26 protein-coding genes and 2 pseudogenes are annotated in these 25,359 nt (G+C 45.1%); all 28 read left to right on the top strand.

Annotated elements, in window-relative coordinates:
- On the top strand, positions 1-735 hold the full coding sequence (locus tag ACHBIE_RS06735) for an ABC transporter ATP-binding protein (protein WP_105122957.1): 735 nt from the start codon (positions 1-3) through the stop codon (positions 733-735).
- Complete coding sequence (locus ACHBIE_RS06730) at positions 732-1,778, top strand: ABC transporter permease (protein WP_105122958.1); 1,047 nt, start codon at positions 732-734, stop codon at positions 1,776-1,778. Before ACHBIE_RS06735 ends, ACHBIE_RS06730 begins: the two co-directional genes overlap by 4 nt.
- Positions 1,779-1,827: 49 nt before the next feature.
- Positions 1,828-2,622, top strand: coding sequence for a phosphotransferase family protein (locus tag ACHBIE_RS06725; protein WP_394733019.1), 795 nt, complete (start codon positions 1,828-1,830; stop codon positions 2,620-2,622).
- Entirely contained in the window at positions 2,619-3,254 is a 636-nt protein-coding gene (trmB, locus tag ACHBIE_RS06720) for a tRNA (guanosine(46)-N7)-methyltransferase TrmB (protein WP_105111608.1), read from the top strand. Before ACHBIE_RS06725 ends, trmB begins: the two co-directional genes overlap by 4 nt.
- 160 nt (positions 3,255-3,414) lie before the next feature.
- A complete protein-coding gene (gene rimP / locus ACHBIE_RS06715; protein ID WP_394733017.1) occupies positions 3,415-3,885 on the top strand; it encodes a ribosome maturation factor RimP in 471 nt (156 codons plus the stop codon).
- Between the two features lie 49 nt (positions 3,886-3,934).
- Positions 3,935-5,077, top strand: coding sequence for a transcription termination factor NusA (gene nusA / locus ACHBIE_RS06710; protein WP_125266113.1), 1,143 nt, complete (start codon positions 3,935-3,937; stop codon positions 5,075-5,077).
- A 16-nt stretch (positions 5,078-5,093) separates the two neighbouring features.
- Positions 5,094-5,390, top strand: a complete 297-nt coding sequence (gene rnpM, locus ACHBIE_RS06705) for an RNase P modulator RnpM (protein ID WP_105111611.1) — start codon at positions 5,094-5,096, stop codon at positions 5,388-5,390.
- Entirely contained in the window at positions 5,377-5,685 is a 309-nt protein-coding gene (locus ACHBIE_RS06700; RefSeq protein WP_238143413.1) for a YlxQ-related RNA-binding protein, read from the top strand. Before rnpM ends, ACHBIE_RS06700 begins: the two co-directional genes overlap by 14 nt.
- A 17-nt stretch (positions 5,686-5,702) precedes the next feature.
- A pseudogene (locus tag ACHBIE_RS06695) lies at positions 5,703-6,429 on the top strand (translation initiation factor IF-2 N-terminal domain-containing protein); the annotation flags it as partial.
- Positions 6,430-6,503: 74 nt separating this feature from the next.
- Positions 6,504-8,513: pseudogene (infB, locus tag ACHBIE_RS06690) on the top strand (translation initiation factor IF-2); the annotation flags it as partial.
- Positions 8,514-8,576: 63 nt separating this feature from the next.
- Positions 8,577-8,930, top strand: a complete 354-nt coding sequence (gene rbfA / locus ACHBIE_RS06685; protein WP_105111614.1) for a 30S ribosome-binding factor RbfA — start codon at positions 8,577-8,579, stop codon at positions 8,928-8,930.
- 298 nt (positions 8,931-9,228) lie between these two features.
- Entirely contained in the window at positions 9,229-10,017 is a 789-nt protein-coding gene (gene codY / locus ACHBIE_RS06680; protein ID WP_105111615.1) for a GTP-sensing pleiotropic transcriptional regulator CodY, read from the top strand.
- 1 nt (position 10,018) lies between these two features.
- A complete protein-coding gene (locus tag ACHBIE_RS06675) occupies positions 10,019-10,570 on the top strand; it encodes a cysteine hydrolase family protein (RefSeq protein ID WP_394733015.1) in 552 nt (183 codons plus the stop codon).
- Between the two features lie 131 nt (positions 10,571-10,701).
- Positions 10,702-11,004, top strand: coding sequence for an Asp-tRNA(Asn)/Glu-tRNA(Gln) amidotransferase subunit GatC (gatC, locus tag ACHBIE_RS06670; RefSeq protein WP_105111617.1), 303 nt, complete (start codon positions 10,702-10,704; stop codon positions 11,002-11,004).
- Positions 11,004-12,470, top strand: a complete 1,467-nt coding sequence (gene gatA / locus ACHBIE_RS06665) for an Asp-tRNA(Asn)/Glu-tRNA(Gln) amidotransferase subunit GatA (RefSeq protein ID WP_105111618.1) — start codon at positions 11,004-11,006, stop codon at positions 12,468-12,470. Before gatC ends, gatA begins: the two co-directional genes overlap by 1 nt.
- The gene (gene gatB, locus ACHBIE_RS06660) at positions 12,470-13,909 is read left to right on the top strand and encodes an Asp-tRNA(Asn)/Glu-tRNA(Gln) amidotransferase subunit GatB (RefSeq protein ID WP_125266110.1); all 1,440 of its coding nucleotides are present in this window, start codon (positions 12,470-12,472) and stop codon (positions 13,907-13,909) included. The genes gatA and gatB overlap by 1 nt, the downstream gene beginning before the upstream one ends.
- A 148-nt stretch (positions 13,910-14,057) precedes the next feature.
- Entirely contained in the window at positions 14,058-15,401 is a 1,344-nt protein-coding gene (locus ACHBIE_RS06655; RefSeq protein ID WP_394731674.1) for a DEAD/DEAH box helicase, read from the top strand.
- A 20-nt stretch (positions 15,402-15,421) separates the two neighbouring features.
- Positions 15,422-15,646 carry a DUF4059 family protein gene (locus ACHBIE_RS06650; RefSeq protein WP_105122970.1) on the top strand — a complete coding sequence of 75 codons (225 nt, stop codon included), beginning with the start codon at positions 15,422-15,424 and terminating at the stop codon, positions 15,644-15,646.
- Between the two features lie 12 nt (positions 15,647-15,658).
- Positions 15,659-16,576 (top strand): thioredoxin-disulfide reductase, encoded by a 918-nt coding sequence (gene trxB, locus ACHBIE_RS06645; RefSeq protein ID WP_105122971.1) that lies wholly within the window; start codon positions 15,659-15,661, stop codon positions 16,574-16,576.
- An 8-nt stretch (positions 16,577-16,584) separates the two neighbouring features.
- Entirely contained in the window at positions 16,585-17,118 is a 534-nt protein-coding gene (locus tag ACHBIE_RS06640; RefSeq protein ID WP_105111623.1) for a DUF177 domain-containing protein, read from the top strand.
- A gap of 114 nt (positions 17,119-17,232) precedes the next feature.
- Positions 17,233-18,657 carry an NADP-dependent phosphogluconate dehydrogenase gene (gene gndA, locus ACHBIE_RS06635; RefSeq protein ID WP_105122972.1) on the top strand — a complete coding sequence of 475 codons (1,425 nt, stop codon included), beginning with the start codon at positions 17,233-17,235 and terminating at the stop codon, positions 18,655-18,657.
- A gap of 77 nt (positions 18,658-18,734) precedes the next feature.
- Positions 18,735-19,427: a DNA-binding response regulator gene (locus ACHBIE_RS06630; RefSeq protein ID WP_105111625.1), complete on the top strand. Its 693-nt coding sequence runs from the start codon at positions 18,735-18,737 to the stop codon at positions 19,425-19,427.
- Positions 19,428-19,500: 73 nt separating this feature from the next.
- A complete protein-coding gene (locus ACHBIE_RS06625; RefSeq protein ID WP_105111626.1) occupies positions 19,501-20,619 on the top strand; it encodes an AI-2E family transporter in 1,119 nt (372 codons plus the stop codon).
- 81 nt (positions 20,620-20,700) lie between these two features.
- The gene (gene nrdR, locus ACHBIE_RS06620; RefSeq protein ID WP_105110283.1) at positions 20,701-21,192 is read left to right on the top strand and encodes a transcriptional regulator NrdR; all 492 of its coding nucleotides are present in this window, start codon (positions 20,701-20,703) and stop codon (positions 21,190-21,192) included.
- Entirely contained in the window at positions 21,179-22,339 is a 1,161-nt protein-coding gene (locus tag ACHBIE_RS06615; protein ID WP_105122973.1) for a replication initiation/membrane attachment protein, read from the top strand. Before nrdR ends, ACHBIE_RS06615 begins: the two co-directional genes overlap by 14 nt.
- A complete protein-coding gene (gene dnaI, locus ACHBIE_RS06610; protein WP_105122974.1) occupies positions 22,339-23,238 on the top strand; it encodes a primosomal protein DnaI in 900 nt (299 codons plus the stop codon). Before ACHBIE_RS06615 ends, dnaI begins: the two co-directional genes overlap by 1 nt.
- Complete coding sequence (locus ACHBIE_RS06605; RefSeq protein ID WP_105122975.1) at positions 23,235-23,948, top strand: nitroreductase family protein; 714 nt, start codon at positions 23,235-23,237, stop codon at positions 23,946-23,948. The genes dnaI and ACHBIE_RS06605 overlap by 4 nt, the downstream gene beginning before the upstream one ends.
- 16 nt (positions 23,949-23,964) lie before the next feature.
- Positions 23,965-25,275: a ribosome biogenesis GTPase Der gene (der, locus tag ACHBIE_RS06600; protein ID WP_105122976.1), complete on the top strand. Its 1,311-nt coding sequence runs from the start codon at positions 23,965-23,967 to the stop codon at positions 25,273-25,275.
- Positions 25,276-25,359 lie beyond the last annotated feature (84 nt).

Genomic DNA, 25,359 nt, shown 5'->3' with positions numbered 1-25,359 from the left:
ATGTTAGAAGTAAAAAATATAACAGGTGGCTATGCCAATATTCCTGTTTTACATGATGTAGATTTTAAGGTGAAGGATGGGGAGCTAGTCGGCTTGATTGGCTTGAATGGTGCCGGGAAATCGACTACTATTAAAGAAATCATTGGTCTCCTAAGCCCTTACAAGGGAGAAATTCTAATTGATGGGCAGGGGATCAACGAAGACATGGCTACCTATCGAAAAAAAATTGGCTTTATACCTGAAACGCCTAGTCTCTATGAGGAACTGACCCTGAAAGAGCATATCGAGTTAGTGATGATGGCCTATGATTTGGAAGCTGAATCTGCCTGGGCGCGTGTTCAAGAACTATTGGCTATTTTTAGGCTGAAAGACCGTTTGGACTGGTTCCCTGTGAATTTTTCAAAAGGCATGAAACAAAAGGTCATGATTATTTGCGCCCTTATGGTTGAGCCGAGTTTGCTGATTGTCGATGAACCTTTCTTGGGTCTGGATCCGATTGCGATTGCGGATTTAATTAACTTGCTCAATCAAGCAAAGGCTCAGGGAAGCTCCATTTTGATGTCCACCCATGTTCTCGATTCCGCTGAAAAAATGTGTGATCGGTTCGTTATTCTACATAAGGGTCGGGTCAAGGCTACGGGCAATCTGACTGACCTACGCCAGGAATTTGCCATGCAGGATGCTAGCCTTAACGAGATTTATCTTAGCTTGACCCAAGAAGGAGGGCAGGGATGAAGGCGCTCTTTGGTCAACGAAAAAATCTATTTTTAAGGCAGTGTGCAACCTATCTTCGTTATGTACTGAATGACCACTTTGTTTTGGTTGTTTTGGTACTTTTTGGCTTTCTGGCGCTACAGTATCGGCAGTTGCTAGAAAACCTGCCCAGTCAGTCCTGGTTGCTGTACGTTATTTTGGCCCTGGTCAGCTTGCTGCTGTTCTTGGCAGGCAATGTTGCTACCTACGTAGAGGAGGCTGATAAGATATTCCTGCTATCAAAAGAAGCTGAAATGCCTGAAATCTTCTTTGCTGCCAATCGCAGGGCCTTTTTGGTATGGGCTAGCCTCCAACTTGTTGGTCAATTGATTCTACTCCCGCTCTACCTCAAATTAAAACTTCCTATTCTACTTTTTATTCCATTGATGTTCATGCTAACCATTGCCAAATATTTCTATTTTCGATGGAAACTCCTGGCCTTTATGGAAGAAGAAAGGGTGGACTGGGTCCGGGCTCTTCAATATGAGAGCAAGAGAAAAACGTCGATATTGAAATTTTTCTCCCTCTTTACCAATGTTAAGGGGCTGACTAGCTTTGTCAAACGTCGTTCCTATTTGGATTGGCTACTGGGTCATATCAAAAAAGAAACTGGCTTTACCTGGGACTATCTCTTCATGAGGGCCTTTTTGCGCAGTGGGGACTACCTTTCACTGGCTCTTAGACTGGTAATCTTATCCATTGTATTTTTTGTTACGGTGAGGGAATCCTGGCTCTCAGTAGGATTAGCCAGTTTATTTCATTATTTGCTCTTGTTCCAATTGCTCCCGCTCTATTACGCCTATGATTATCAACTGATGGCCGAGCTTTTGCCAGTCGGTCCAGACAAACGACTGATTAGCTTTAAACGAGTCCTGCGACAGATTTTGTATCTTTCCTTGATTTTGCAGTCTGTGCTAGGTCTATTGCTGCTGGAGGAAAAGCAGTATTTGCTGGTCTTTATTGGAATCGGAATTCTTTTAAATCAGCTCTACCTGGATAGTAAAGCGAAAAAATTGATTGACTAAATGGCCTAAAACTAGTAAAATAGTAAGGAATTTTTAAAGGAGGAATGGCATGCAGATTGATACCAGCGGGCTACAGTTGCAGTCTATTGCAGGAAACAGCGGAAAAGCATACAAAGGCTTGCGACCAGATGGTACGCCTGTTTTTGTCAAGTATGAAATGCCACCGATTGTCAATGCTCTGGCTCGGGAACAAATCACTCCGCCCATCTTAAGTAGCGATAGGGATTTGGGTGTGGGAGACCGAGCTGTTCAGGAATGGTTGAATGGTCGGACTCTTAATCGTCACGATATGTCTGGGAAACAGGTCCAGCAAATTTTGGTCAGAATGCACTTTTCACGCATTCTGCTCAATCAGGCTCTCCAACTAAGTTATACCTATTTGGAGCCGGCGGAGTTGGTGAAGAAGTGGCAAAAAGAAGCGCCCAAGCAATTAGCTGGTAATTCCTACCTGCAATCTATCTGCAGAGAATTGTTGGAGACCACACCGCGTTTCAGACAGGATTTGGCAACCTTTGTCCATGGGGATCTCCACCATAAAAACTGGGTGGAAACGACAAGTGGACTGATTTATTTGACGGACTGGGAAACAGCCTGTGTGACCGATCGGATGTTAGATGTCGCCTTTATATTGACCCATTACATTCCTAGACAGGAATGGGAAGAGTGGCTCAAGGGCTATGGCTACAAGTACAACAGTACGGTTATCAGTAAGATTTATTGGTATGGCCAACTAGGCTTCCTTAACCAAATTTCTAAACAACTTGAAAGTAACAATACCGAGGCGGCGAATCTAGAAATCTATGCCCTGCGGTTATTTAGACAGAATTTTTATAAGTATCAATGAGAGTAAGAAATCGTAAAGGTGCTAGTGAGCTCCTAGCCAATAATCCCCAGTATGTTATCTCCAATCCGGAAGAGTGCAAGGGGAAGTGGGCTGAAATTTTTGGAAACAGCAACCCTATCCACATTGAAGTTGGTTCAGGGAAAGGGCGTTTCGTAACAGGCATGGCCGCTCAAAATCCGGATATCAACTATATTGGGATTGACATTCAGATGACGGTCTTGAGCTACGCCTTGGACCGTGTTATTGAGGCTGGTTTGCCCAATATTAAATTGCTCCAGGTAGATGGATCTAGTTTGACTAACTATTTTGCACCAGCAGAAATTGACCAATTGTATCTGAATTTCTCAGATCCATGGCCTAAAAAACGTCATGAAAAACGTCGCTTGACCTACAAGTCCTTCTTAGATACCTATAAGGAAATACTGCCTGAAGAGGGAGAGATTCATTTTAAAACGGACAATCGTGGTTTATTTGAATATAGCTTGGCCAGCTTTTCTCAATATGGCATGACACTCAAACAGGTCTGGTTGGACCTCCATGCGGATGGTTTAGAAGGCAATGTCATGACCGAATATGAAGAGAAATTCTCGAACAAAGGACAAGTTATCTACCGTGTAGAAGCACAGTTTTAAACAATAAAAGAGGAGGCAGTTCGTACAGGCTGCCTTTTCGCATCGTTTTTCTTGCTATTTTCTCTGGCATGTGCTAGAATGATAGGAGTAAATAAGAAGTAAAGGGGGTTGGCGCAAGTCAACCCTTTACCTGTACCTTAATATAACAAAGGAGGTGTCTATGTCATCGATTGTTGATTTGGTCACAGAGGCGATTGCTCCCACCATCCAGCCCCCTTATGAGCTGGTGGATGTGGAATATGGTAAGATGGGTGGAGAGTATGTCCTGTCCATTTTTGTTGATAAGGAGGGTGGCATTTCCCTGCAAGATACGGCAGACTTATCAGAGGTCATCAGCCCGCTCCTGGATGGGATTAAACCAGATCCATTTCCAGACCAATACATGTTGGAAGTGACTAGTCCTGGTTTGGAGCGTCCTTTGAAAACGGTGGCAGCTGTTGAGCAGGCGGTTGGAAAATACATCAATGTCAAGCTCTATCAGGCTATTGACAAGGTAAAAGTTTTTGAGGGGACCCTCTTGTCTTTTGATGGGACTGATTTGGTTCTAGAATATATGGACAAGACCCGTAAAAAAGAAGTAACCATTCCTTATCAGACTGTTGCCAAAGCCCGTTTGGCTGTTAAGATTTAATAGATTTATTTTTTAAGAAAGGACCTTTTGAAGTCAAAAGGAAAACAAGATGAGTAAAGAAATGCTAGAAGCCTTCCGAATTTTAGAGGAAGACATGGGGATTAACAAGGTTGATATTATCGAAGCAGTGACAGAGTCGCTCCGCTCAGCCTACAAACGTCGCTATGGCCAATCAGAGTCAGCTGTTATTGAGTTTGACGAGAAGAAAGGCGATTTCCACGTATTTACGGTTCGTGAAGTCGTAGATGAAGTCTTTGATAGCCGTTTGGAAATCAGCCTCAAGGATGCCTTGGCTATTTCATCTGCCTACGAAATGGGCGATAAAATCAAATTCCCAGAAGATCCTGCTGAATTCGGTCGTGTGGCGGCCCAGTCAGCCAAACAGACCATCATGGAAAAAATGCGCAAGCAAAAGCGTGCTATTACCTACAATACCTACAAGGAACATGAAAATGAAATCATGTCTGGTACGGTGGAACGGTTCGACAACCGCTTCATCTATGTTAACTTGGGAACTATTGAGGCACAATTGTCCAAGCAGGACCAGATTCCTGGTGAGGTTTTCCAATCCCATGACCGCATTGAAGTTTATGTTTATAAGGTCGAGGACAATGGTCGCGGTGTCAACGTTTTTGTGAGCCGTAGTCATCCAGAAATGATCAAACGCCTGATGGAGCAGGAGATTCCTGAAGTCTACGATGGTACCGTTGAAATCATGAGCGTGTCTCGTGAGGCAGGTGACCGGACCAAGGTTGCTGTTCGTAGCCACAATCCAAACGTGGACGCTATCGGTACAATCGTTGGTCGTGGTGGTTCAAATATCAAGAAAATTACGAGCAAGTTCCACCCAGCTCGCTACGATGCTAAGAACGACCGTATGGTGCCTGTTGAGGAAAACATCGACGTTATCGAGTGGGTGCCAGATGAGGCAGAATTCATCTACAATGCTCTCGCGCCTGCTGAAGTAGACCAAGTTCTCTTTGACACAGAAGATGGTAAGCACGCGACAGTCGTTGTACCAGATGATAAATTGTCACTTGCAATCGGTCGTCGTGGTCAAAACGTCCGCCTGGCGGCTCACCTGACTGGTTTCCGTATTGATATCAAGTCAGCTTCAGAGTATGAAGCTATTGAAGCAGCCCAATATGCAGCGGCAGAAATTGTCGAAGAAACGTCCGAAGAAGTAGAATAAGATTCAAGGAGCAACCATGGCAAAAGCTAGAAAAATACCCTTACGCAAGTCTGTGGTGTCCGGTGAAATCATCGACAAACGGGATTTGCTCCGCATTGTAAAAAATAAAGAGGGCCAGGTTTTCATTGACCCGACTGGTAAGGCAAATGGCCGTGGTGCCTACATCAAGCTGGATAATGATGAGGCGGCCCAGGCTAAGAAACGTCAGGTTTTCAACCGTTCCTTCAGCATGGAAGTGTCAGAAGAATTTTATGATGAATTGATTGCCTATGTCGACCACAAGGTCAAGAGGAGAGAGCTTGGACTCGAATAAGAAGCAAAAAATATTAAATTTACTGGGCTTGGCCCAACGGGCAGGTCGCCTGATTTCAGGGGAAGAATTGGTCGTTGATGCCATTCGCAAGCAGCAGGCAAAATTGGTCTTTTTAGCCAATGATGCTGCCGGAAATTTAAGCAAAAAAGTAACAGATAAAAGTCATACCTATCAAGTAGAAGTTGTAACCGCGTTTTCAACGCTGGAATTGAGTGCAGCTGTCGGCAAGGCTAGAAAGGTGCTTGCAGTGACAGACGCTGGATTTACAAAGAAGATGAGGTCTATTATGGAATAGAACAGGAGGACAAGGCATTGTCTAAGAAGAGATTGAATGAAATCGCCCGAGAATTGGGTGTAAGCAGTAAGGAAGTAGTATCCAAGGCTCAAGAATTGGGTTTTGATGTCAAAAGCCATGCTTCGAGTGTTGATGAAGCGGGAGCTAAGCGAATTACAGATAGTTTTTCAGCTAAAAAGCCGGAGGCGCCCAAACCAGCTCCCGTACAGGCTGAGAAAGTTGTAGAAAAGCCAAAGGTGGCAGAACAAAAGGTGGAGACACCGAAAGATGAAAGGCCAGTTGAAGCAAAACCTGTCAGCCAAGAGGTTAGCAAGCCAGCTCCACCGGTTCATCGTCCACAGAGCCGTAACTTCAAGGCAGAACGTGAGGCGCGTGCCAAGGAGCAAGCGGCCAAACGTGCCCAAGGTGGACAAGGGAAAGGCCGTCGTGACAACCGTCAAAGTGGCCAAGCTGGTCAAGGCAACAACCGCAACGACCGCCGTGATTTCCGTGGTAACCAAGGGGGCAATGACCGTAAGGAAAACCGCTTTGGAGACCGTCGCGACAATCGTGACAACCGCCGCCAAGACAATCGCGGAGGAAATGGTAGCTTTAATCGCAGCGACCGTCGTCAGGAGGAAGTGGTTCGTCCAGCTACTCCTAAGATTGATTTCAAGGCCCGTGCAGCAGCTTTGAAAGCTGAGCAGAACGCAGAATACGCTAAGACAAGCGAGGAGCGTTTCTTGCAGGCTAAGGCAGCTAAAGATCAGCCTAAGAAGCCAAAGGAAATCAAATTTGAAGAGCCGGTTGTGGAAACAAAACCAATCGCTGAAACCAAACCTGCTTCAGTCCCAACTGCGGTAGCGGAAAGTACAGTCGATACGCGTCGTAAAAAACAAGCTCGACCAGATAAGAAGCGTGACTTTAATAGTGACGATGAAGATGGTCCACGTAAACAACAAAGAAATCGAAATAGTCAAAATCAAGTGAGAAATCAAAGAACAAGTAACTGGAATAACAACAAGAAGAATAAAAAAGGTAAGAACAATCAGACTGCCAAACCTGTCACAGAGCGTAAATTCCATGAATTGCCAACAGAGTTTGAGTATACAGCTGGTATGACCGTAGCAGAAATTGCGAAGCGGATCAAGCGCGAGCCTGCTGAGATTGTTAAAAAGCTCTTCCTTATGGGGGTTATGGCAACTCAAAACCAATCTCTTGACGGAGATACCATCGAACTCCTCATGGTGGATTATGGTATTGAAGCCAAGGAAAAGGTTGAAGTGGACAATGCAGACATCGAGCGTTTCTTTGTAGAAGAGGGCTACCTAAATGAAGAGGAAATGGTTGAACGTCCGCCTGTTGTTACCATCATGGGTCACGTTGACCACGGTAAAACAACGCTTTTGGATACCTTGCGTAATTCTCGTGTGGCGACAGGCGAGGCTGGTGGTATCACCCAGCATATCGGTGCCTACCAGATTGAGGATGCTGGCAAGAAAATTACCTTCTTGGATACGCCAGGACACGCGGCCTTTACCTCTATGCGTGCCCGTGGTGCTTCTGTTACCGACTTGACCATCCTTGTAGTAGCGGCGGACGACGGTGTTATGCCACAGACCATCGAGGCAATCAACCACTCTAAGGCTGCCAATGTCCCAATTATTGTTGCTATCAACAAGATTGATAAACCAGGTGCCAATCCAGAGCGTGTAATCGGTGAATTGGCAGAGCATGGTGTAATCTCAACAGCTTGGGGCGGCGAGTCTGAATTTGTTGAAATCTCAGCCAAGTTCAACCAAAACATCGACGAACTCTTGGAAACGGTGCTTCTTGTAGCGGAAATCCAAGAGCTCAAGGCTGATCCCACTGTTCGTGCCATCGGTACAGTTATCGAGGCGCATTTGGATAAAGGAAAAGGTGCGGTTGCGACCCTCTTGGTTCAACAAGGTACTCTTAATGTCCAAGATCCAATCGTTGTCGGAAATACCTTCGGACGTGTTCGTGCCATGACAAACGACCTTGGTCGTCGTGTCAAAGTTGCGGGACCATCCACACCTGTTTCGATTACTGGTCTTAACGAGGCGCCAATGGCGGGTGACCATTTCGCGGTCTATGAAGATGAAAAATCTGCGCGTGCAGCAGGTGAAGAACGTGCCAAACGTGCCCTTCTCAAACAACGTCAGGCTACGCAACGTGTCAGTCTTGAAAACCTCTTTGATACTCTTAAAGCCGGTGAAGTCAAGTCTGTTAACGTGATTATCAAGGCAGACGTGCAAGGTTCGGTTGAGGCCTTGGCATCATCTCTTCAAAAAATTGAAGTCGAAGGTGTCCGTGTCAATATCGTTCACTCTGCAGTCGGTGCCATCAATGAGTCAGACGTGACTCTTGCAGCAGCGTCGAATGCTTTGATTGTCGGTTTCAACGTTCGTCCAACGGCAGAAGCGCGCCAGCAGGCAGAAACGGACGATGTTGAAGTGCGTCTCCACAGCATTATCTACAAGGTTATCGAGGAAATGGAAGATGCCATGAAGGGTATGCTGGATCCTGAGTACGAAGAAAAAATCATTGGTGAAGCAGTTATCCGTGAGACCTTCAAGGTATCCAAAGTTGGTACCATCGGTGGATTTATGGTTATCCGTGGTAAGGTTACCCGTGATTCAAGCGTCCGCGTTATCCGTGACGGTGTCGTTGTCTTCGACGGTAAATTGTCTAGCTTGAAACATTACAAGGACGATGTCAAGGAAGTTGGAAATGCCCAAGAGGGTGGTCTCATGATTGAAAACTTCAATGACATCAAGGTAGATGATACCATCGAAGCTTACATTATGGAAGAAATTAAGAAATAATAAGCAAGTAAGAGGTTGGAAAGGCAACCTCTTCGCTTTATAAGGAAATAGAAAGGAGTTCCTATGGCAAATCATTTTCGTACAGATCGCGTAGGGATGGAAATCAAGCGCGAAGTCAATGAGATTTTGCAAAAGAAAGTCCGTGATCCACGTGTGCAGGGCGTGACCATTACAGATGTACAGATGGTCGGTGACTTGTCCATGGCCAAGGTTTACTACACCATTATGAGTAATCTGGCTTCGGACAATCAAAAGGCTCAAACTGGTCTGCAAAAAGCGACAGGAACCATCAAACGGGAATTGGGACGTAAGTTGACCCTCTACAAGATTCCTGATTTGGTCTTCGAAAAGGACCAATCCATTGAATACGGCAACAAGATTGATGAGATGTTGCGAGCTTTGGATAAGAAAGATTAAGCTAATCCCCTGTATTCACAGTTTGGCACCTGAGAGAAGGCTAGTTTTTCTCGAAATACAGTCAGTATTCCATCTCAACCGACCTTGAGTAGGAAAAAAACTATTTCTTGTCTAAAGGGACCTTACTTGTGAATACAGTTTCTAGAATCGGGTAGAAATACCTGATTTTTTCTTTTAAATGGCTATAAAAACCTAAAAAAATATATACTTTTCTAAAAATAGTAAATTTTCTGATAATTGTTGAAATTTGGCAAACAATTCGGTATAATAAATATAATTACAGTGTAAAGAGGAATTTATGGCAACATTATTAGAAAAAACACGGAATATTACGTCGATTTTAAAGCGTTCCGAAGAACAATTGGCAGAAGAACTGCCTTATAACGCGATTGCAGACCACCTGTCTGCAATTATCGACTGTAATACTTGTATTATCAATGCGGAAGGAGAAATCCTTGGCTACCACATGAACTACAAAACCAATAATGATCGTGTGGAAGAATTTTATGTCAATAAGCAATATCCGGAAGAGTATGTTAAGGCCATTGCGCAAGTTTATGACACGCAGGTCAACTTGCCGGTGGAGAGTGAATTGACAGCTATTCCGGTTGAGTCTCGTTCGACCTATCCAAATGGTTTGACGACCATTGCACCAATTCACGTGACGGGTATTCGTTTTGGTTCGTTGATTATTTGGCGCAATGATGAGCAGTTCCACGATGATGATTTGATTTTGGTGGAGATTGCGGCGACGGTGGTTGGTATCCAGTTGCTCAACTTCCAGCGGGAAGAGGATGAGAAGAATATTCGTCGTCGGGCAGCGGTCAATATGGCGGTCAATACGCTTTCTTACTCAGAAATGAAGGCTGTAGCTGCGATTTTGGGTGAGTTGGATGGCAATGAAGGTCAGTTGACGGCCTCTGTCATTGCAGACCGTATCGGTATTACTCGTTCGGTGATTGTCAATGCTCTTCGTAAGCTGGAGAGTGCTGGTATTATTGAAAGCCGTTCTTTGGGTATGAAGGGGACTTATTTGAAAGTTCTGATTCCTGCTATTTTTGATGAGATTAAAAAACGTGACTACTAAGATGACAAAAGCGCTGATTTCGATTGATTATACGGTTGATTTTGTAGCGGACGATGGCAAATTGACAGCTGGTAAGCCTGCTCAAGCTATTGCAGACCGAATTGCGCAAGTGACCCAAGAAGCCTTTGACCGTGGGGACTATATTGTCTTTGCCATTGATGGGCATGAGGTGGACGACGATTTGCATCCAGAAAGCAAGCTCTTCCCACCGCATAATATCATGGGCACCAGTGGTCGTGATTTGTATGTTCCCCTGGCGAATTTTTATGCTGAATATCAGAACCATGCGCGTGTGCGTTGGATGGACAAACGCCATTATTCAGCCTTTTCTGGAACGGATTTGGATGTTCGTTTGCGGGAAAGAAGGATTGATACAGTGGTTTTGACGGGTGTTTTATCCGATATTTGTGTGCTCCATACCGCCATTGATGCTTATAACAAAGGTTATAAGATTGAAGTCATTTCTTCAGCAATTGCGGCTTTGACAGAGGAAAATCATCAATTCGCCCTCAACCATCTGCAGCATGTGCTCGGTGCGACCATTATTGACTAGTGATTCTGACCAGCCAATCAGGCTGGTTTTTTCATGCCTAAAAGCTGACAAATGAGGTTATTTGGTTCTTTGTCCTCTTTCTAAAGTATGGTATAATGAGAAGATAAATTTCCAATAGGAGGAAGGTAAGTATGAAGATTTCTGAGGCTGAGGTGCGTCACGTTGCCAAGCTGTCTAAGCTGGAATTTACAGACCAGGAAACGGCGGAATTTGCAACGACCTTGAGCAAGATTGTTGATATGGTTGAGTTGTTAAATGAGGTGGATACGACAGGTGTGCCAGTGACGACCACCATGGCAGACCGGAAAAATGTCTTGCGTGCCGATGTGGCAGAGCAGGGTGAAAGTCGTAAGGACTTGTTCAAAAATGTACCTGAAAGTAAAGATTTCTACATCAAGGTACCAGCTATTTTAGACGGGGGAGGAGATGCCTAATGACATGGAATAATAAAACAGTTGATGAATTGCACGACCTCCTGGTCAAAAAAGAGATTTCTGCGGTCGAGTTGACCAAGGCGACGATTGAAGATATTCAGAGCCGCGAAGCTGTTGTGGATGCGTTTTTGAGTATCAATGAAGACAAGGCTTTGGCACAGGCAGCTGCCCTCGACCAAAAAGGGATTGATGCGGACAATGTCATGGCCGGTATTCCTTTGGCGGTTAAGGATAATATTTCAACCAAGGGTATTTTGACAACGGCTGCGTCAAAAATGCTCTACAATTATGAACCGATTTTTGATGCGACGGCTGTTGCTCAGGCCTATGCCAAGGATATGATTGTCATCGGTAAGACCAACATGGATGAATTTGCGATGGGTGGTTCCAATGAAAATTCTGCCTTCAAGCCGACGAAAAATGCCTGGGACCAGACAAAAGTGCCGGGTGGTTCATCAGGTGGTTCTGCGGCTGCTGTTGCGGCTGGTCAAGTTCGCCTGTCCTTGGGCTCAGATACAGGTGGTTCTATTCGCCAGCCTGCGGCCTTTAACGGAATTGTCGGTATTAAGCCGACTTATGGAACGGTTTCTCGTTTTGGTTTGATTGCCTTCGGTAGCTCCCTGGATCAAATTGGTCCTTTCTCTCAGACTGTCAAGGAAAATGCCCAGTTGCTCAACGTCATTGCTGGCCATGATGTTAAGGATGCTACATCTACTGTTAATGAGATTGCAGACTTTACTAGCAAGATTGGTCAAGACATTAAAGGCATGAAAATTGCTATGCCAAAAGAATACATGGGCGAAGGGATTGATCCACAGGTCAAGGAAACCATTCTCAAGGCGGCTAAGCACTTGGAAAGCCTGGGGGCGATTATTGAGGAAGTTAGCCTGCCACATTCTAAGTATGGGGTTGCCGTTTACTACATCATTGCTTCCTCAGAGGCGTCTTCTAACTTACAACGTTTTGACGGTATCCGCTATGGTTTCCGTGCAGAAGATGCGACAAACTTGGATGAGATTTACGTGAAAACCCGTAGCCAAGGTTTTGGTGAGGAAGTCAAACGTCGTATTATGTTAGGGACATTTAGCTTGTCATCTGGTTACTACGATGCCTACTTCAAGAAGGCTGGTCAGGTGCGGACCTTGATTATCCAAGATTTTGAAAAAGTCTTTGCGGACTATGACTTGATTTTGGGGCCGACAGCTCCGACGGTTGCCTTTGGGTTGGACACGCTCAACCATGACCCTGTGGCTATGTACTTGGCGGACTTGTTAACAATTCCTGTAAACTTGGCAGGTCTTCCTGGTCTTTCTATTCCTGCTGGTTTTGTTGAAGGCTTGCCAGTTGGTTTGCAGTTGATTGGTCCAAAATACTCAGAAGAGACCATTTACCAAGTGGCTGCGGCCTTTGAAGCGACAACAGATTACCACAAGCAACAACCAGTGATTTTTGGAGGTGCCAACTAATGAACTTTGAAACGATTATTGGTCTAGAAGTCCATGTGGAGTTGAATACCAACTCGAAAATTTTCTCACCTTCATCTGCGCATTTTGGTGAGGATCCAAATGCCAATACCAACGTGATTGACTGGTCCTTCCCAGGTGTCCTTCCTGTTCTTAACAAGGGTGTTGTGGATGCTGGAATTAAAGCTGCCTTGGCCTTGAATATGGACATTCACAAGGATATGCACTTTGACCGTAAGAACTATTTCTATCCTGACAATCCCAAAGCCTATCAGATTTCCCAGTTTGACGAGCCGATTGGCTACAATGGCTGGATTGAGATTGAGCTAGAAGACGGTTCAACCAAGAAAATTCGTATCGAACGTGCGCATTTGGAAGAGGATGCGGGTAAGAATACCCACGGTACAGACGGCTACTCTTATGTGGACCTTAACCGTCAAGGAGTGCCATTGATTGAGATTGTGTCAGAAGCCGATATGCGCTCGCCTGAGGAGGCCTATGCTTACTTGACAGCCCTTAAAGAAATCATCCAATACACTGGTATTTCAGATGTCAAGATGGAAGAGGGGTCTATGCGCGTGGATGCTAACATTTCCCTTCGTCCCTATGGTCAAGAAAAATTTGGTACCAAGACTGAGTTGAAAAACCTCAACTCCTTCAACTATGTTCGCAAGGGCTTGCAGTATGAAGTAGAACGTCAGGCCAAAATATTACGTTCAGGTGGTCAAATCCAGCAGGAAACACGTCGTTATGATGAATCTACTGGGGAAACCATTCTCATGCGTGTAAAAGAAGGATCAGCTGACTACCGTTACTTCCCAGAGCCAGACCTACCGCTCTATGAGATTGATGATAGTTGGATTGAGGAAGTGCGTGCAGAATTGCCAGTCTTTCCAAAGGCTCGCCGTGCTCAGTATGTGGAGAACTTGGGCTTGACAGCCTATGATGCAGGTCAGTTGACCTCTACCAAGGCCCTGTCTGACTTCTTTGAAGCGGCAGTAGCAGCAGGTGGCGATGCTAAGCAGGTATCCAACTGGTTGCAGGGTGAGGTGGCTCAATTCCTCAATGCTGAAGGTAAGACTATTGAGCAAATCGCTTTGACACCAGAAAACTTGGTTGAGATGATTGCCTTGATTGCGGATGGCACTATTTCATCTAAGATTGCCAAGAAAGTCTTTGTTCACTTGGCGAAAGAAGGTGGCTCTGCTAAGGCTTACGTTGAGAAAGCTGGCTTGGTACAGATTTCAGACCCAGCGGTCCTCATTCCGATTATCCACCAAGTCTTTGCGGATAACGAGGCAGCCGTAGCTGACTTCAAGTCCGGCAAACGCAATGCGGACAAGGCCTTTACAGGTTTCCTTATGAAGGCAACAAAAGGTCAGGCCAATCCACAAGTTGCTCAACAATTACTAGCCCAAGAATTGCAGAAGTTGTTGGATTAAATGAAACAATGAAGAGACTGAAACGGATGTTTTGGTCTCTTTTAATGGCGATAGATATGAAGCTTTGAATTTTTCGATGCCCATCCGTCCTTTTTGCTTGTCATTCTAATAAATGGTATAATGAAAGGAATCAGAAAAAGAGGACATTATGAAATATACAGATATGAAACTTAAGCCGTCCATCCAGGCGGCTTTGAAAGAGATTAACTTTGTCACGCCGACAGAGGTCCAGGAAAAATTGATTCCTGTGGTGCTATCTGGTCGTGACTTGATTGGAGAATCCAAGACTGGTTCGGGCAAGACCCATACCTTTTTAATTCCGATTTTCCAAAAATTGGACGAAGAGCTGGACCAGGTGCAGGCTGTTATCACAGCTCCGTCGCGTGAATTGGCGACCCAGATTTATCAAGCAGCCAAGCAGATGGCAGGGCATTTTCAACCTGAAGTCCGTGTGTCTAACTATGTCGGTGGGACGGATAAAAATCGCCAGATTGACAAATTGCAGGCTGGTCAGCCCCATATCGTTGTCGGAACGCCGGGTCGGATTTACGACTTGGTTCAATCGGGTGATTTGGCTATTCATAAGGCTAAGACCTTTGTCGTTGATGAGGCGGATATGACCTTGGACATGGGCTTTTTGGAGACGGTGGATAAGATTGCTGGGAGCCTGCCGAAAGATTTGCAATTCATGGTCTTTTCCGCGACCATTCCGCAAAAGCTCCAGCCTTTCTTGAAAAAATACCTGTCCAATCCTGTCATGGAACAAATCAAGACCCAGACAGTCATTTCGGATACCATTGAAAACTGGTTGATTTCGACAAAAGGGCGCGACCGCAATGCTCAAATTTTGGAAGCAACCAGGCTCATGCAGCCCTATTTAGCCATGATTTTTGTAAATACCAAGACTCGGGCAGATGAATTGCACAGCTACTTGCTTTCAAATGGATTGCGCGTGGCTAAAATTCACGGAGATATTCCACCTCGTGAACGCAAGCGTATCATGAACCAAGTTAAGAATTTGGATTATCAGTATATCGTAGCGACAGACTTGGCGGCTCGTGGGATTGATATTGAAGGAGTCAGCCATGTCATCAACGATGCCATTCCGCAGGACTTGTCCTTCTTTGTTCACCGGGTCGGTCGGACAGGACGCAATGGTTTGTCAGGTATTGCCATTACCCTTTATCAACCGAGCGATGATGCCGATATTCGTGAGTTGGAAAAACTCAATATCAAGTTCTTGCCCAAAGAAATGAAGGACGGCGAATTTGTCGATACCTATGACCGTGATCGTCGTGTTCAACGTGAAAAGACACGTGAGAAATTGGACATCGAGATGATTGGTCTGGTCAAGAAGAAGAAAAAGAAAATCAAGCCGGGCTATAAGAAGAAAATCCAGTGGGCGGTGGACGAAAAACGTCGTAAGACCAAGCGAGTGGAAGCGCGTGCTAAGGGGCGTGCAGAACGCAAAGCTAAGCGTCAAACCTTTTAAGAGTTAGCAGAGGGAGACCGATGTTACAATCAATATTAAGTAACTATTTGCAAGGACTACTCATTGCCACAATTATTGTGGTATTGCTGAGCTTGATTTGGTTTCTAATTCGAGCTTTAAAAAATCGAGATAAGACCTATCAAGAACGCCAAGAATTTTTATATGATTTATTGCTCATTAACATTATGACCATCCCTATTTTAGCTTTTGGAATCGTGGCCATTTTGTTAATGCTGAAGGCATAGAAGGAAGAAAGAATGTACGATACAATTGTCATTGGTGCAGGTCCTGCAGGCATGACCGCCGCACTTTATGCAGGACGGAGCAATCTCAAAGTTGCCCTCCTAGAACGCGGTATTTATGGCGGCCAGATGAACAACACCGCTGAGATTGAAAACTATCCAGGCTACGACCATATTTCTGGACCAGCTTTGGCTGAAAAAATGTTTGAGCCCCTTGAAAAATTCGGTGTGGACCATATTTTCGGGCCCCTCATCCGCATTGAAGAAGATGGACCTGTTAAAAAAGTGATTACCGAAGATAGCGTTTTGGAGACCAAGACGGTTGTCCTAGCCATGGGTGCCAAACACCGTCTGCTGGGAGTTCCAGGTGAAGATACCTACAACAGCCGCGGGGTTTCCTACTGCGCGGTCTGTGACGGAGCCTTCTTCCGTCAGCAAAAACTTTTGGTTGTCGGAGGGGGAGATTCTGCCGTGGAAGAGGCGCTTTTCCTGACCCAATTTGCAGAGTCTGTGACCATCGTTCACCGCAGAGATCAGCTACGTGCCCAAAAAGTTATCCAAGACCGAGCTTTTGCCAATGAAAAAATCAACTTCATCTGGGACAGTGTCGTCGAGGAAATCAAAGGAGATGACCTGCGCGTGCAAAGCGTGGTTATCAAGAATGTCAAGACTGAAGAATTGTCAGAGCTTGAATTTGGCGGAGTCTTTATCTATGTAGGGCTGGATCCGATGACTGAAAGCGTTGCGGATTTGGGTATTACCGATGAGGCTGGCTGGGTTGTGACCAATGAAAAAATGGAAACCAGCAAGTATGGCATCTATGCCATCGGCGACATTCGCCAAAATCAGCTCCGTCAGATTGCGACGGCTGTTGGAAATGGTGCAGTAGCTGGACAGGAAGTCTACAACTACATTACAGAACACGCTGAATAGGAGGGCTTATGTTTCACATTTACGATATTCAGAAAAATCCAGACGGTATTTCTTTTGAGAAAACACTGGATTTGAGCCAGGAAGTTCAGGGGCGTTCCAGCGAGGTTTTGGACCTATCGCCTGTCCAGGTGTCTGGTCGTGTCCATTTTGAGGCGGGGATCTTTTTCCTAGATTACCAGATGACCTACGACATTACCCTAGCTTCTAGCCGTTCGCTCCAGCCAGTGGTCTTACGTCGTGAGGAGCAGGTCAACGAACTCTTTGTGGCCAATGAAGCTGCTCTCAAGGACCAGGATTTGATTGACGAAGATATGGTTTTTGTGGTGGAAGAGGACTGCATTGTCCTAGAAGAAAGTGTCGCAGACAACATTATTCTCAACATTCCTATCAAGGTTTTGACGCCAGAAGAAGAGGCTGGGCAGGATTTGCCGTCGGGCCAATCTTGGACCCTGATGACCGAGGATGATTTCCAACAGGAAGCCCAGGAAAAGAAAGAGGCTAATAGTCCATTTGCTCAATTGCAGGGCTTGTTCGATGAGTGAAAAAGCTAGTGAAAGATTCAGAAAAATGTCGGAAGGTTAAATTATCAGAAAATTCTTGCCACTAGACTCTTTTCGGTGTATAATAGAAGATAGTAATTATAGGAGTTAGTATACATGACAAAAGCAAACTTTGGTGTAGTAGGGATGGCCGTTATGGGTCGTAACCTTGCTCTTAACGTTGAATCACGTGGTTACACAGTAGCCATTTACAACCGCTCTGCTGATAAGACAGAAGATGTGGTAGCTAGCAACCCAGGCAAAAACTTGGTACCAAGCTATGATGTGGAAAGTTTTGTCGCATCTATCGAAAAACCACGCCGTATCATGCTCATGGTTCAAGCAGGACCTGGTACAGATGCAACTATTCAATCTCTCTTGCCACACTTGGATGAAGGAGACATTTTGATTGATGGCGGAAATACCTTCTACGAAGATACCATTCGCCGTTCAAAAGAATTGGCAAATTCAGGCATCAATTTCATCGGTACAGGTGTGTCCGGTGGTGAAAAAGGTGCCCTTGAAGGTCCGTCTATCATGCCTGGTGGTCAAAAAGAAGCCTACGAATTAGTAGCGGATGTCTTGGAAGAAATTTCTGCAAAAGCTCCAGAGGACGGCGCTCCATGTGTGACTTATATCGGCCCAGATGGCGCTGGTCACTATGTAAAAATGGTCCACAACGGTATCGAGTATGGCGACATGCAGTTGATTGCTGAGTCTTATGACCTCATGCAACACCTGCTTGGTCTTTCGGTAGATGAAATGGCTGACATCTTTACTGAGTGGAATAAGGGTGAATTGGACAGCTACTTGATTGAAATCACTGCGGATATTTTGCAACGTAAGGATGATGAAGGTCAAGAAGGGCCAATCGTTGACTATATCATGGATGCGGCTGGTAATAAGGGTACTGGTAAATGGACTAGTCAATCATCACTTGATTTGGGTGTGCCGTTGTCACTCATCACAGAATCTGTATTTGCTCGTTACATCTCAACTTACAAAGATGAGCGTGTGGCAGCTAGCAAGGTTCTTCCAAAACCAGCACCATTTGCTTACGAGGGTGATAAGGCTGAATTGGTGGAGAAAATCCGTCAAGCCCTTTACTTCTCAAAAATCATGTCTTATGCACAAGGTTTTGCGCAATTGCGCGTAGCGTCTAAAGAAAATAACTGGAACTTGCCATTTGGCGAAATCGCTAAAATCTGGCGTGCAGGTTGTATCATCCGTGCTCGTTTCTTGCAAAAGATTACCGATGCTTATGGACGTGATGAAGATTTGGCAAACTTGCTCTTGGATGAATACTTCCTTGACGTAACAGCTAAGTACCAACAAGCTGTCCGTGACGTTGTTGCCTTGGCAATTCAAGCAGGTGTTCCTGTGCCAACCTTCTCAGCAGCCATTACTTACTTTGACAGCTACCGCGCTGAGAACTTGCCAGCAAACTTGATCCAAGCACAACGCGACTATTTTGGTGCCCACACTTACAACCGTAAGGACAAAGAGGGTGTCTTCCACTATGATTGGTATAGCGAAAAATAAATAATAGAAGTAGGGCGTGCAAGCGCCCTTCTTTCTGACTGAAATGGTCTTGAAACTTTCGATTAGATAAGGATATTATGGCTAAGAAAATTTTGATTGCAGGTCGTGAGCGCAATCTCTCGCATTTTGTTTCCATGGAATTGCAGAAGAAGGACTATTTGGTGGACTATGCTTCTACTGGCCAGGAGGCTTTGTCCTTGGCGCATGAGACGGATTTTGATTTGATTCTCATGAGTTTTCAGCTGTCAGATATGTCCAGTAAGGAATTATCCACGCAGTTATTAGCTATCAAACCTGCATCCGTCCTGATTGTGGCTATTGATTCGGCAGATGTGGATGAGCATGGTGAGGAAGTCTTGTCCTATGCGGTTTCCTATGTGGTCAAGCCCTTTGTCATCAGCGAATTGGTCGAGCAGATTTCAGCTATTTTCCGTGGTCGGGATTTTATTGACAATCATTGTACTCAGGTTCCCTTGCAGGCTGCTTATCGAGATTTGAAAATCGATTTTCAAAATCGCACGGTATCCCGTGGAGATGAGCTGATTAACCTGACTCGTCGAGAGTACGATCTCCTGGCGACACTGATGAATAGTCCTGAGCCTGTCACTCGCGAACAATTGTTAGAGCGGGTTTGGAAATACGAGGCGACATCATCGGAAACCAATGTGGTAGATGTCTATATCCGCTATCTGCGTGGGAAATTGGATGTAGCTGGAAAACCGTCCTATATCAAGACAGTTCGCGGTGTTGGATATGCCATGCGTGACTAAGTAAGAAAGGCTTGTCCTTTCTTTTTTGCTGGGCTTGTGTTAGTATTGTTAGTAAGAAATCTAAGGAGTAATTATGAATTCGTCATTTAAAGAAAAGGCCTTGCTAATTTTATTGGCGGGTGCAATCCTCTTAGCTGTCCTTAATTGGTCGGCCTTGTACGCTATTATTAAGCTTGTCCTAGCAAGTATGAACTCTCTCTTCATTGGAGCAATCATTGCTTTCATCTTGAATGTACCTATGAAAAAGCTGGAAGAACAGCTTGAAAAGGTTGCTTTTTTGAAAAAATCCAGCCGTAGTTTGGCTATTGTAGGGGTCCTCATTGCCTTTGTGATGATTGTGACAGGTTTGGTTCTGATTGTCTTGCCAACCCTGACCAAGACAGTTTCAGAGCTAGTAACCGTCAGCCGGACGGCTATTCCAAAATCGGTCACAGCCCTTACGGATTTTCTGGAGTCCAATGGTTTCTTGTCTGGCCAGATTGGTGACCAGATTGCAGGTTTTATTGAACAATTTAGGAATCTAGACTTTATTTCTAGTATTGTCACTCCGGTTCTGTCTCATCTGGTATCCAATGTTACAGGCATTTTTTCCAACACAATGACCCTGGTTATGGCCTTTTTCTTCACTTTGGCTATCCTGGGAAGCAAGGAACATCTGCAGTCCATGACGGGGAAACTCTTGCAGGCTACTCTGCCACAGAAAGCAGTTCGTCTGATCAACTACGTCGGTGAAGTTGTGATAGATACCTATGATAAATTCTTGATGAGCCAAATTGTAGAGGCCGTTATTATTGGGGTCTTGGTCTTTGTCAGCTATGGACTTTCTGGTATCCCCTATGCTAGCATGGCCGGTATTTTGGCAGGGGTCCTATCCTTCGTTCCCTATATCGGTCCATTTACAGCCTGCCTGATTAGTGCCCTCTTTGTGGCGGTACAAAATCCTTTGTTGGCTCTGTGGTCTATTGTTCTCTTCCAAATCATTCAATTGATTGAGGGTAATGTCATCTATCCGCGTGTAGTTGGACAGTCGGTTGGTCTGCCAACCCTCTTCACCCTGGCTGCAGCCCTGATTGGTGGAAATTTGTTTGGCCTTCTAGGAATGGTCTTCTTCACACCAATTTTTGCGGTCATTTACCGTCTGGTCAGGGAATGGGTTCACCATCGCTTGGATGACCAGATTGAAAGTGCTTAGGAAAGCGTGCTTATCGCTTTCTTTTATTTTTGATTATTTTATGCTATACTGAAGTGATAAAAGCAAAGTAGGAGAAAGAGTATGCGTTGTCCAAAGTGTCAGAGTTTGAAGTCAAGTGTTGTTGATAGTCGCCAGGCAGAAGATGGGAATACCATCCGTCGTCGCCGTTCCTGTGACCAATGTGGTCAGCGTTTTACCACCTATGAGCGAATTGAGGAAAAAACACTAGTAGTCGTTAAAAAAGACGGCACCCGTGAGCAATTTTCGAGAGAGAAAATCTTTAATGGCATTATTCGTTCGGCTCAGAAACGTCCAGTATCAACCGGTGATATTGATCAGGTGGTCAATCGAATAGAACAAAAGGTTCGAGCCCAAAATGATAGCGAAGTAGAAAGTGACTTTATCGGCAATTTGGTCATGGAAGAATTGGTTGAACTAGATGAAATCACTTATGTACGCTTTGCCTCTGTCTATCGCTCTTTCAAAGATGTTGGTGAGTTAGAAAACTTGCTCAAGCAGATGATTTCTAAGGGGTCAAAAGTGAAACCAGGTGCCAAAGATGAAACCAAATGATCCCTTTACCTATCTGAAAGCTGGGAATTTTGCACCTGATGTAATCAGTCTGAGTAAATGTTACCAGCCCATCATCGGTTTGGATGCGCTAGCGCTGTATTACTATTTATATAGTTTTGGTGACTCGGGGCAGGGGCGTTACCAATGGACTAGCATTCTAAATCACATGAATGTTGGCTTTCATCGCTTGCAGCAGGCGCTGGATATTCTGTCAGCAGTGGGTCTGTTGAAGATTTATCAGCTTGACGAGACTAGGGGCCTAGAGCTAATGCCTCCTTTAAGTGTCGGAGAATTTTTAGGCAAGCCCTTGTATCGGCATCTTCTTGAGCAAAGAATTGGCGAGGTTTCTGTGGAGAATCTCATACCCGCTAGCCCTAGCCAGGATAAGAATGTTTCCAAATCTTTCTCAGACGTTTTCGATGTGGAAGGACAGATTTCTCCTGTAGTTAAGAGTAAGAGGGACTTTGACTGGTCAGCCTTCAAGGCTATGATGGCCAAGGACCAGCTACGATTTCAGGATGAGACGGACGATGTGATTGCTCTTAGTCACATAGCAGAGCGGTCCGGCTGGACCTGGTTGGAAACCTATCGCAAGGCCAAGGAAACAGCTATCGGCCAGGTTATTTCGACCAAACGACTGTCACAGTCAGACCAAGCCTCCGCTAAACAAACGAGTGGGCTCACAGACCAGGAAAAAATCATCGTTCGTGAGGCCAAGTCCAAGTCTAGTCTGGAATTTTTGGTCTTCATTAAGGAACAAAGAAAGGCAGCAGTGACCCAGTCGGAGCGCAAGTGCCTGACAGATTTGGCTCAAATTGGTCTCTTGGATGAAGTTATCAATGTCCTTGTTCTTTATACTTTTAATAAGGTGGATTCGGCCAATCTCAATGAAAAATACGCCCTCAAGTTGGGCAATGATTTTTCCTATAAGGGGATTGGAAATGCAGAGGCAGCTGTCCTTTATCTGAGGGAATTGAAAGCAGGAAACAACAAGAAGGCAAGTGCCCAGAACAAGCAAGTATCAGCAACTAATGTGCCGGACTGGAGCAAGGAAGAAGTTAAGCAAGAGCAAACGAGAGAAGGACAGGCCCAACTAGCCGCCCTCTATCGCGAATTGGAAGAAATGGAAACACAAGGAGGTGGCTGATGAAATCAGTGCAAGACAGGCTGTCACGAGCAGCCAACCCTAGTCGCAAGTCCTATCAAGAACTCTACCAGGAGATTGTAGCGGATGCAGATGTGGCTGACTTTATAAAAGAACAAGGTCTGACACAGCAGGAAATTACCTTGTCTATTTCCAAATTTTTGGAATATATCAGCCAGCGCGACCAGTTTCTCAAGCAAGACGAAAGTTATATGGCTAAGGGCTACCAGCCTGTTCTCATCATGAATGAGGGCTATGCGGACGTGTCCTATTTGGAAACGGCAGAATTGGTCGAGTATCGTCGTCTGGAAGCTATCAAAAATCGCATTCAGCTCATCAATATGCCAGCCAGTCTGAAAAATGTGACGGTGGCGGACATTGATAAGAACGATGAAAATCGGGTGGAAGTCATGTTGGCCATTGCTGATTTTGTCAAACGCTTTGATGAAAAACCCAAAGGACTCTATATCTACGGTCATTTTGGCATTGGCAAGTCCTATCTCATGGCTTATTTGGCTAATCTCTTGTCTAAAACGCATTTGCAGTCGACCACCATGCTCCATTATCCGACTTTTGTGGTGGATATAAAAAATGCCATCAAAGATGGTTCAGTTAAGGATAAGATTGACGAGATTAAGACCGCTCAAGTTTTGGTCTTGGATGATATTGGGGCTGAGCAACATAGTCCGTGGGTGCGTGACGATGTGCTACAGGTCATTCTTCAATACCGCATGCAGGAAAATCTACCGACCTTCTTTACTTCCAATTTCTCCCTTGATGATTTGGAGCGGCATTTCGCCTCTGGCAAGTCTGGTGATGAAACCTGGCAGGCCAAACGTGTCATGGAGCGCATTCGCTATTTGGCACGAGATTTACACCTGAAAGGGATCAACCGACGATGAATGAAACCATTGATTTGATGCTGGCCCATAGTTCTGTCCGCCGTTTTACAGATGAACCGATTGAGCGGGCGGATTTAGAGGCTATTATCACAGCTGGCCGTGCTGCCTCCAGCTGGAAGAATTTCCAGTCCTACTCAATCATTGTCATCCAGACTGAGGAAAAAAAGCAGGCCCTGTATGATTTGGTGCCCCAACCTGCTATCTTGCAGGCCAAGGCCATTTTGTTTTTCGTCGGCGACCACAATCGTGCCAGTAAGGCAGCGGAACTCCACGGAACCGATTTTGATGCCAAGGGTACGGAAAATCTCTTGATTTCCTCGGTTGATGCGTCTTTGGCTAGTCAGAATGCCCTGCTTGCAGCGGAAAGTCTAGGTTACGGCGGTGTCTTTATCGGCATGATTCGTCATCAGGCATTGGCAATGGCAGAGCTGTTCAATTTACCAGACTATACCTATCCGATTTTCTGTATTGCACTAGGTCTTCCAGCTCAAGATCATCCTGTCAAACCGCGTTTGGCGACAGAGGCAATTGTCTTTGAGGAAGAGTATGTCGAGCAGGATATTGAAATCATCAAATCCTACGATCAGATCCAGACAGTATACGCTGGAGACCGCCAGACTGAATTGTGGTCAGAACGGATTGTAGCCCAATTTGGCCAGGCAGAGCAAGCTGAAACCAAGGCTATTTTAGAAAAAAATAAATTATTGTAAGAGAAGAGGAGGAGCTATGGCTCTACCAACTATTGCCATCGTGGGACGTCCCAACGTTGGTAAATCAACATTATTTAACCGGATTGCGGGGGAACGCATTTCTATCGTCGAGGATGTGGAAGGTGTGACACGCGACCGTATCTATGCGACTGCTGAATGGCTCAATCGCAAGTTCTCCATCATTGATACTGGAGGAATTGACGATGTAGACGCTCCCTTTATGGAGCAAATCAAGCACCAGGCTGATATTGCTATGAGCGAGGCTGATGTCATTGTCTTTGTCGTGTCTGGAAAAGAGGGTGTGACCGATGCGGATGAGTATGTATCTCGCGTCCTTTACAAGACCAACAAGCCAGTCATTTTAGTTGTCAACAAGGTCGACAACCCAGAGATGCGTAATGAGATTTATGATTTTTATTCGCTTGGACTAGGTGATCCCTATCCTGTGTCATCTGTCCACGGGATTGGTACGGGGGATGTCTTGGATGCTATCATTGAAAACCTACCAAATGAAGAGATTGAAGAAAATCCAAACATTATCAAGTTCAGCTTGATTGGTCGACCCAACGTTGGTAAATCCAGCTTGATTAATGCTATTTTGGGTGAAGAGCGCGTGATTGCTTCTCCAGTAGCTGGAACGACTCGTGATGCCATTGATACGCACTTTACAGACCCAGAAGGTCAAGAATTTACCATGATTGATACGGCAGGGATGCGTAAGTCTGGTAAGGTTTATGAAAATACCGAGAAATATTCAGTCATGCGTGCCATGCGTGCCATCGACCGTTCAGATGTGGTCCTCATGGTCATCAATGCCGAAGAAGGTATTCGTGAGTATGACAAACGCATCGCAGGCTTTGCCCATGAAGCTGGTAAAGGAATGATTATCGTTGTCAACAAGTGGGATACGCTTGAAAAAGACAATCATACTATGAAGAAATGGGAAGACGATATCCGCGACCAATTCCAGTATTTGTCTTACGCACCGATTATCTTTGTATCGGCCTTGACCAAGCAACGCTTGCATAAGTTGCCTGAGATGATCAAGGCCATTAGCGAAAGCCAGAATACCCGTATTCCGTCGGCTGTTCTTAACGATGTCATCATGGATGCCATTGCCATTAACCCAACACCGACCGACAAGGGCAAACGCTTGAAAATTTTCTATGCGACCCAGGTTGCGACCAAGCCACCTACCTTTGTGGTCTTTGTCAACGAAGAAGAGCTCATGCACTTCTCCTACATGCGTTTCTTGGAAAATCAAATTCGCAAAGCCTTTGTTTTTGAAGGAACGCCGATTCATCTGATCGCACGGAAACGGAAATAACACACATGAGAGGACCTCTTGGTCTTCTTTTTTGCTTAAAACCCAATTTTCCTTATTGACAATTGACTCTTTAGCTGATAGAAT

This window comes from Streptococcus sp. A23, from assembly GCF_043674155.1.
Taxonomy (GTDB): domain Bacteria; phylum Bacillota; class Bacilli; order Lactobacillales; family Streptococcaceae; genus Streptococcus; species Streptococcus suis_V.
The sequence above is the reverse complement of the archived record's forward strand: the minus strand, read 5'-3'. Positions and strand labels throughout refer to the sequence as shown.

Excerpts from the sequence above, each read along its gene's own strand:
- ACHBIE_RS06735 (WP_105122957.1), top strand. The coding sequence starts at position 1 with ATGTTAGAAGTAAAAAATATAACAGGTGGCTATGCCAATATTCCTGTT.
- ACHBIE_RS06730 (WP_105122958.1), top strand. The coding sequence starts at position 732 with ATGAAGGCGCTCTTTGGTCAACGAAAAAATCTATTTTTAAGGCAGTGT.
- ACHBIE_RS06725 (WP_394733019.1), top strand. The coding sequence starts at position 1,828 with ATGCAGATTGATACCAGCGGGCTACAGTTGCAGTCTATTGCAGGAAAC.
- trmB (WP_105111608.1), top strand. The coding sequence starts at position 2,619 with ATGAGAGTAAGAAATCGTAAAGGTGCTAGTGAGCTCCTAGCCAATAAT.
- rimP (WP_394733017.1), top strand. The coding sequence starts at position 3,415 with ATGTCATCGATTGTTGATTTGGTCACAGAGGCGATTGCTCCCACCATC.
- nusA (WP_125266113.1), top strand. The coding sequence starts at position 3,935 with ATGAGTAAAGAAATGCTAGAAGCCTTCCGAATTTTAGAGGAAGACATG.
- rnpM (WP_105111611.1), top strand. The coding sequence starts at position 5,094 with ATGGCAAAAGCTAGAAAAATACCCTTACGCAAGTCTGTGGTGTCCGGT.
- rbfA (WP_105111614.1), top strand. The coding sequence starts at position 8,577 with ATGGCAAATCATTTTCGTACAGATCGCGTAGGGATGGAAATCAAGCGC.
- codY (WP_105111615.1), top strand. The coding sequence starts at position 9,229 with ATGGCAACATTATTAGAAAAAACACGGAATATTACGTCGATTTTAAAG.
- ACHBIE_RS06675 (WP_394733015.1), top strand. The coding sequence starts at position 10,019 with ATGACAAAAGCGCTGATTTCGATTGATTATACGGTTGATTTTGTAGCG.
- gatC (WP_105111617.1), top strand. The coding sequence starts at position 10,702 with ATGAAGATTTCTGAGGCTGAGGTGCGTCACGTTGCCAAGCTGTCTAAG.
- gatA (WP_105111618.1), top strand. The coding sequence starts at position 11,004 with ATGACATGGAATAATAAAACAGTTGATGAATTGCACGACCTCCTGGTC.
- gatB (WP_125266110.1), top strand. The coding sequence starts at position 12,470 with ATGAACTTTGAAACGATTATTGGTCTAGAAGTCCATGTGGAGTTGAAT.
- ACHBIE_RS06655 (WP_394731674.1), top strand. The coding sequence starts at position 14,058 with ATGAAATATACAGATATGAAACTTAAGCCGTCCATCCAGGCGGCTTTG.
- ACHBIE_RS06650 (WP_105122970.1), top strand. The coding sequence starts at position 15,422 with ATGTTACAATCAATATTAAGTAACTATTTGCAAGGACTACTCATTGCC.
- trxB (WP_105122971.1), top strand. The coding sequence starts at position 15,659 with ATGTACGATACAATTGTCATTGGTGCAGGTCCTGCAGGCATGACCGCC.
- ACHBIE_RS06640 (WP_105111623.1), top strand. The coding sequence starts at position 16,585 with ATGTTTCACATTTACGATATTCAGAAAAATCCAGACGGTATTTCTTTT.
- gndA (WP_105122972.1), top strand. The coding sequence starts at position 17,233 with ATGACAAAAGCAAACTTTGGTGTAGTAGGGATGGCCGTTATGGGTCGT.
- ACHBIE_RS06630 (WP_105111625.1), top strand. The coding sequence starts at position 18,735 with ATGGCTAAGAAAATTTTGATTGCAGGTCGTGAGCGCAATCTCTCGCAT.
- ACHBIE_RS06625 (WP_105111626.1), top strand. The coding sequence starts at position 19,501 with ATGAATTCGTCATTTAAAGAAAAGGCCTTGCTAATTTTATTGGCGGGT.
- nrdR (WP_105110283.1), top strand. The coding sequence starts at position 20,701 with ATGCGTTGTCCAAAGTGTCAGAGTTTGAAGTCAAGTGTTGTTGATAGT.
- ACHBIE_RS06615 (WP_105122973.1), top strand. The coding sequence starts at position 21,179 with ATGAAACCAAATGATCCCTTTACCTATCTGAAAGCTGGGAATTTTGCA.
- dnaI (WP_105122974.1), top strand. The coding sequence starts at position 22,339 with ATGAAATCAGTGCAAGACAGGCTGTCACGAGCAGCCAACCCTAGTCGC.
- ACHBIE_RS06605 (WP_105122975.1), top strand. The coding sequence starts at position 23,235 with ATGAATGAAACCATTGATTTGATGCTGGCCCATAGTTCTGTCCGCCGT.
- der (WP_105122976.1), top strand. The coding sequence starts at position 23,965 with ATGGCTCTACCAACTATTGCCATCGTGGGACGTCCCAACGTTGGTAAA.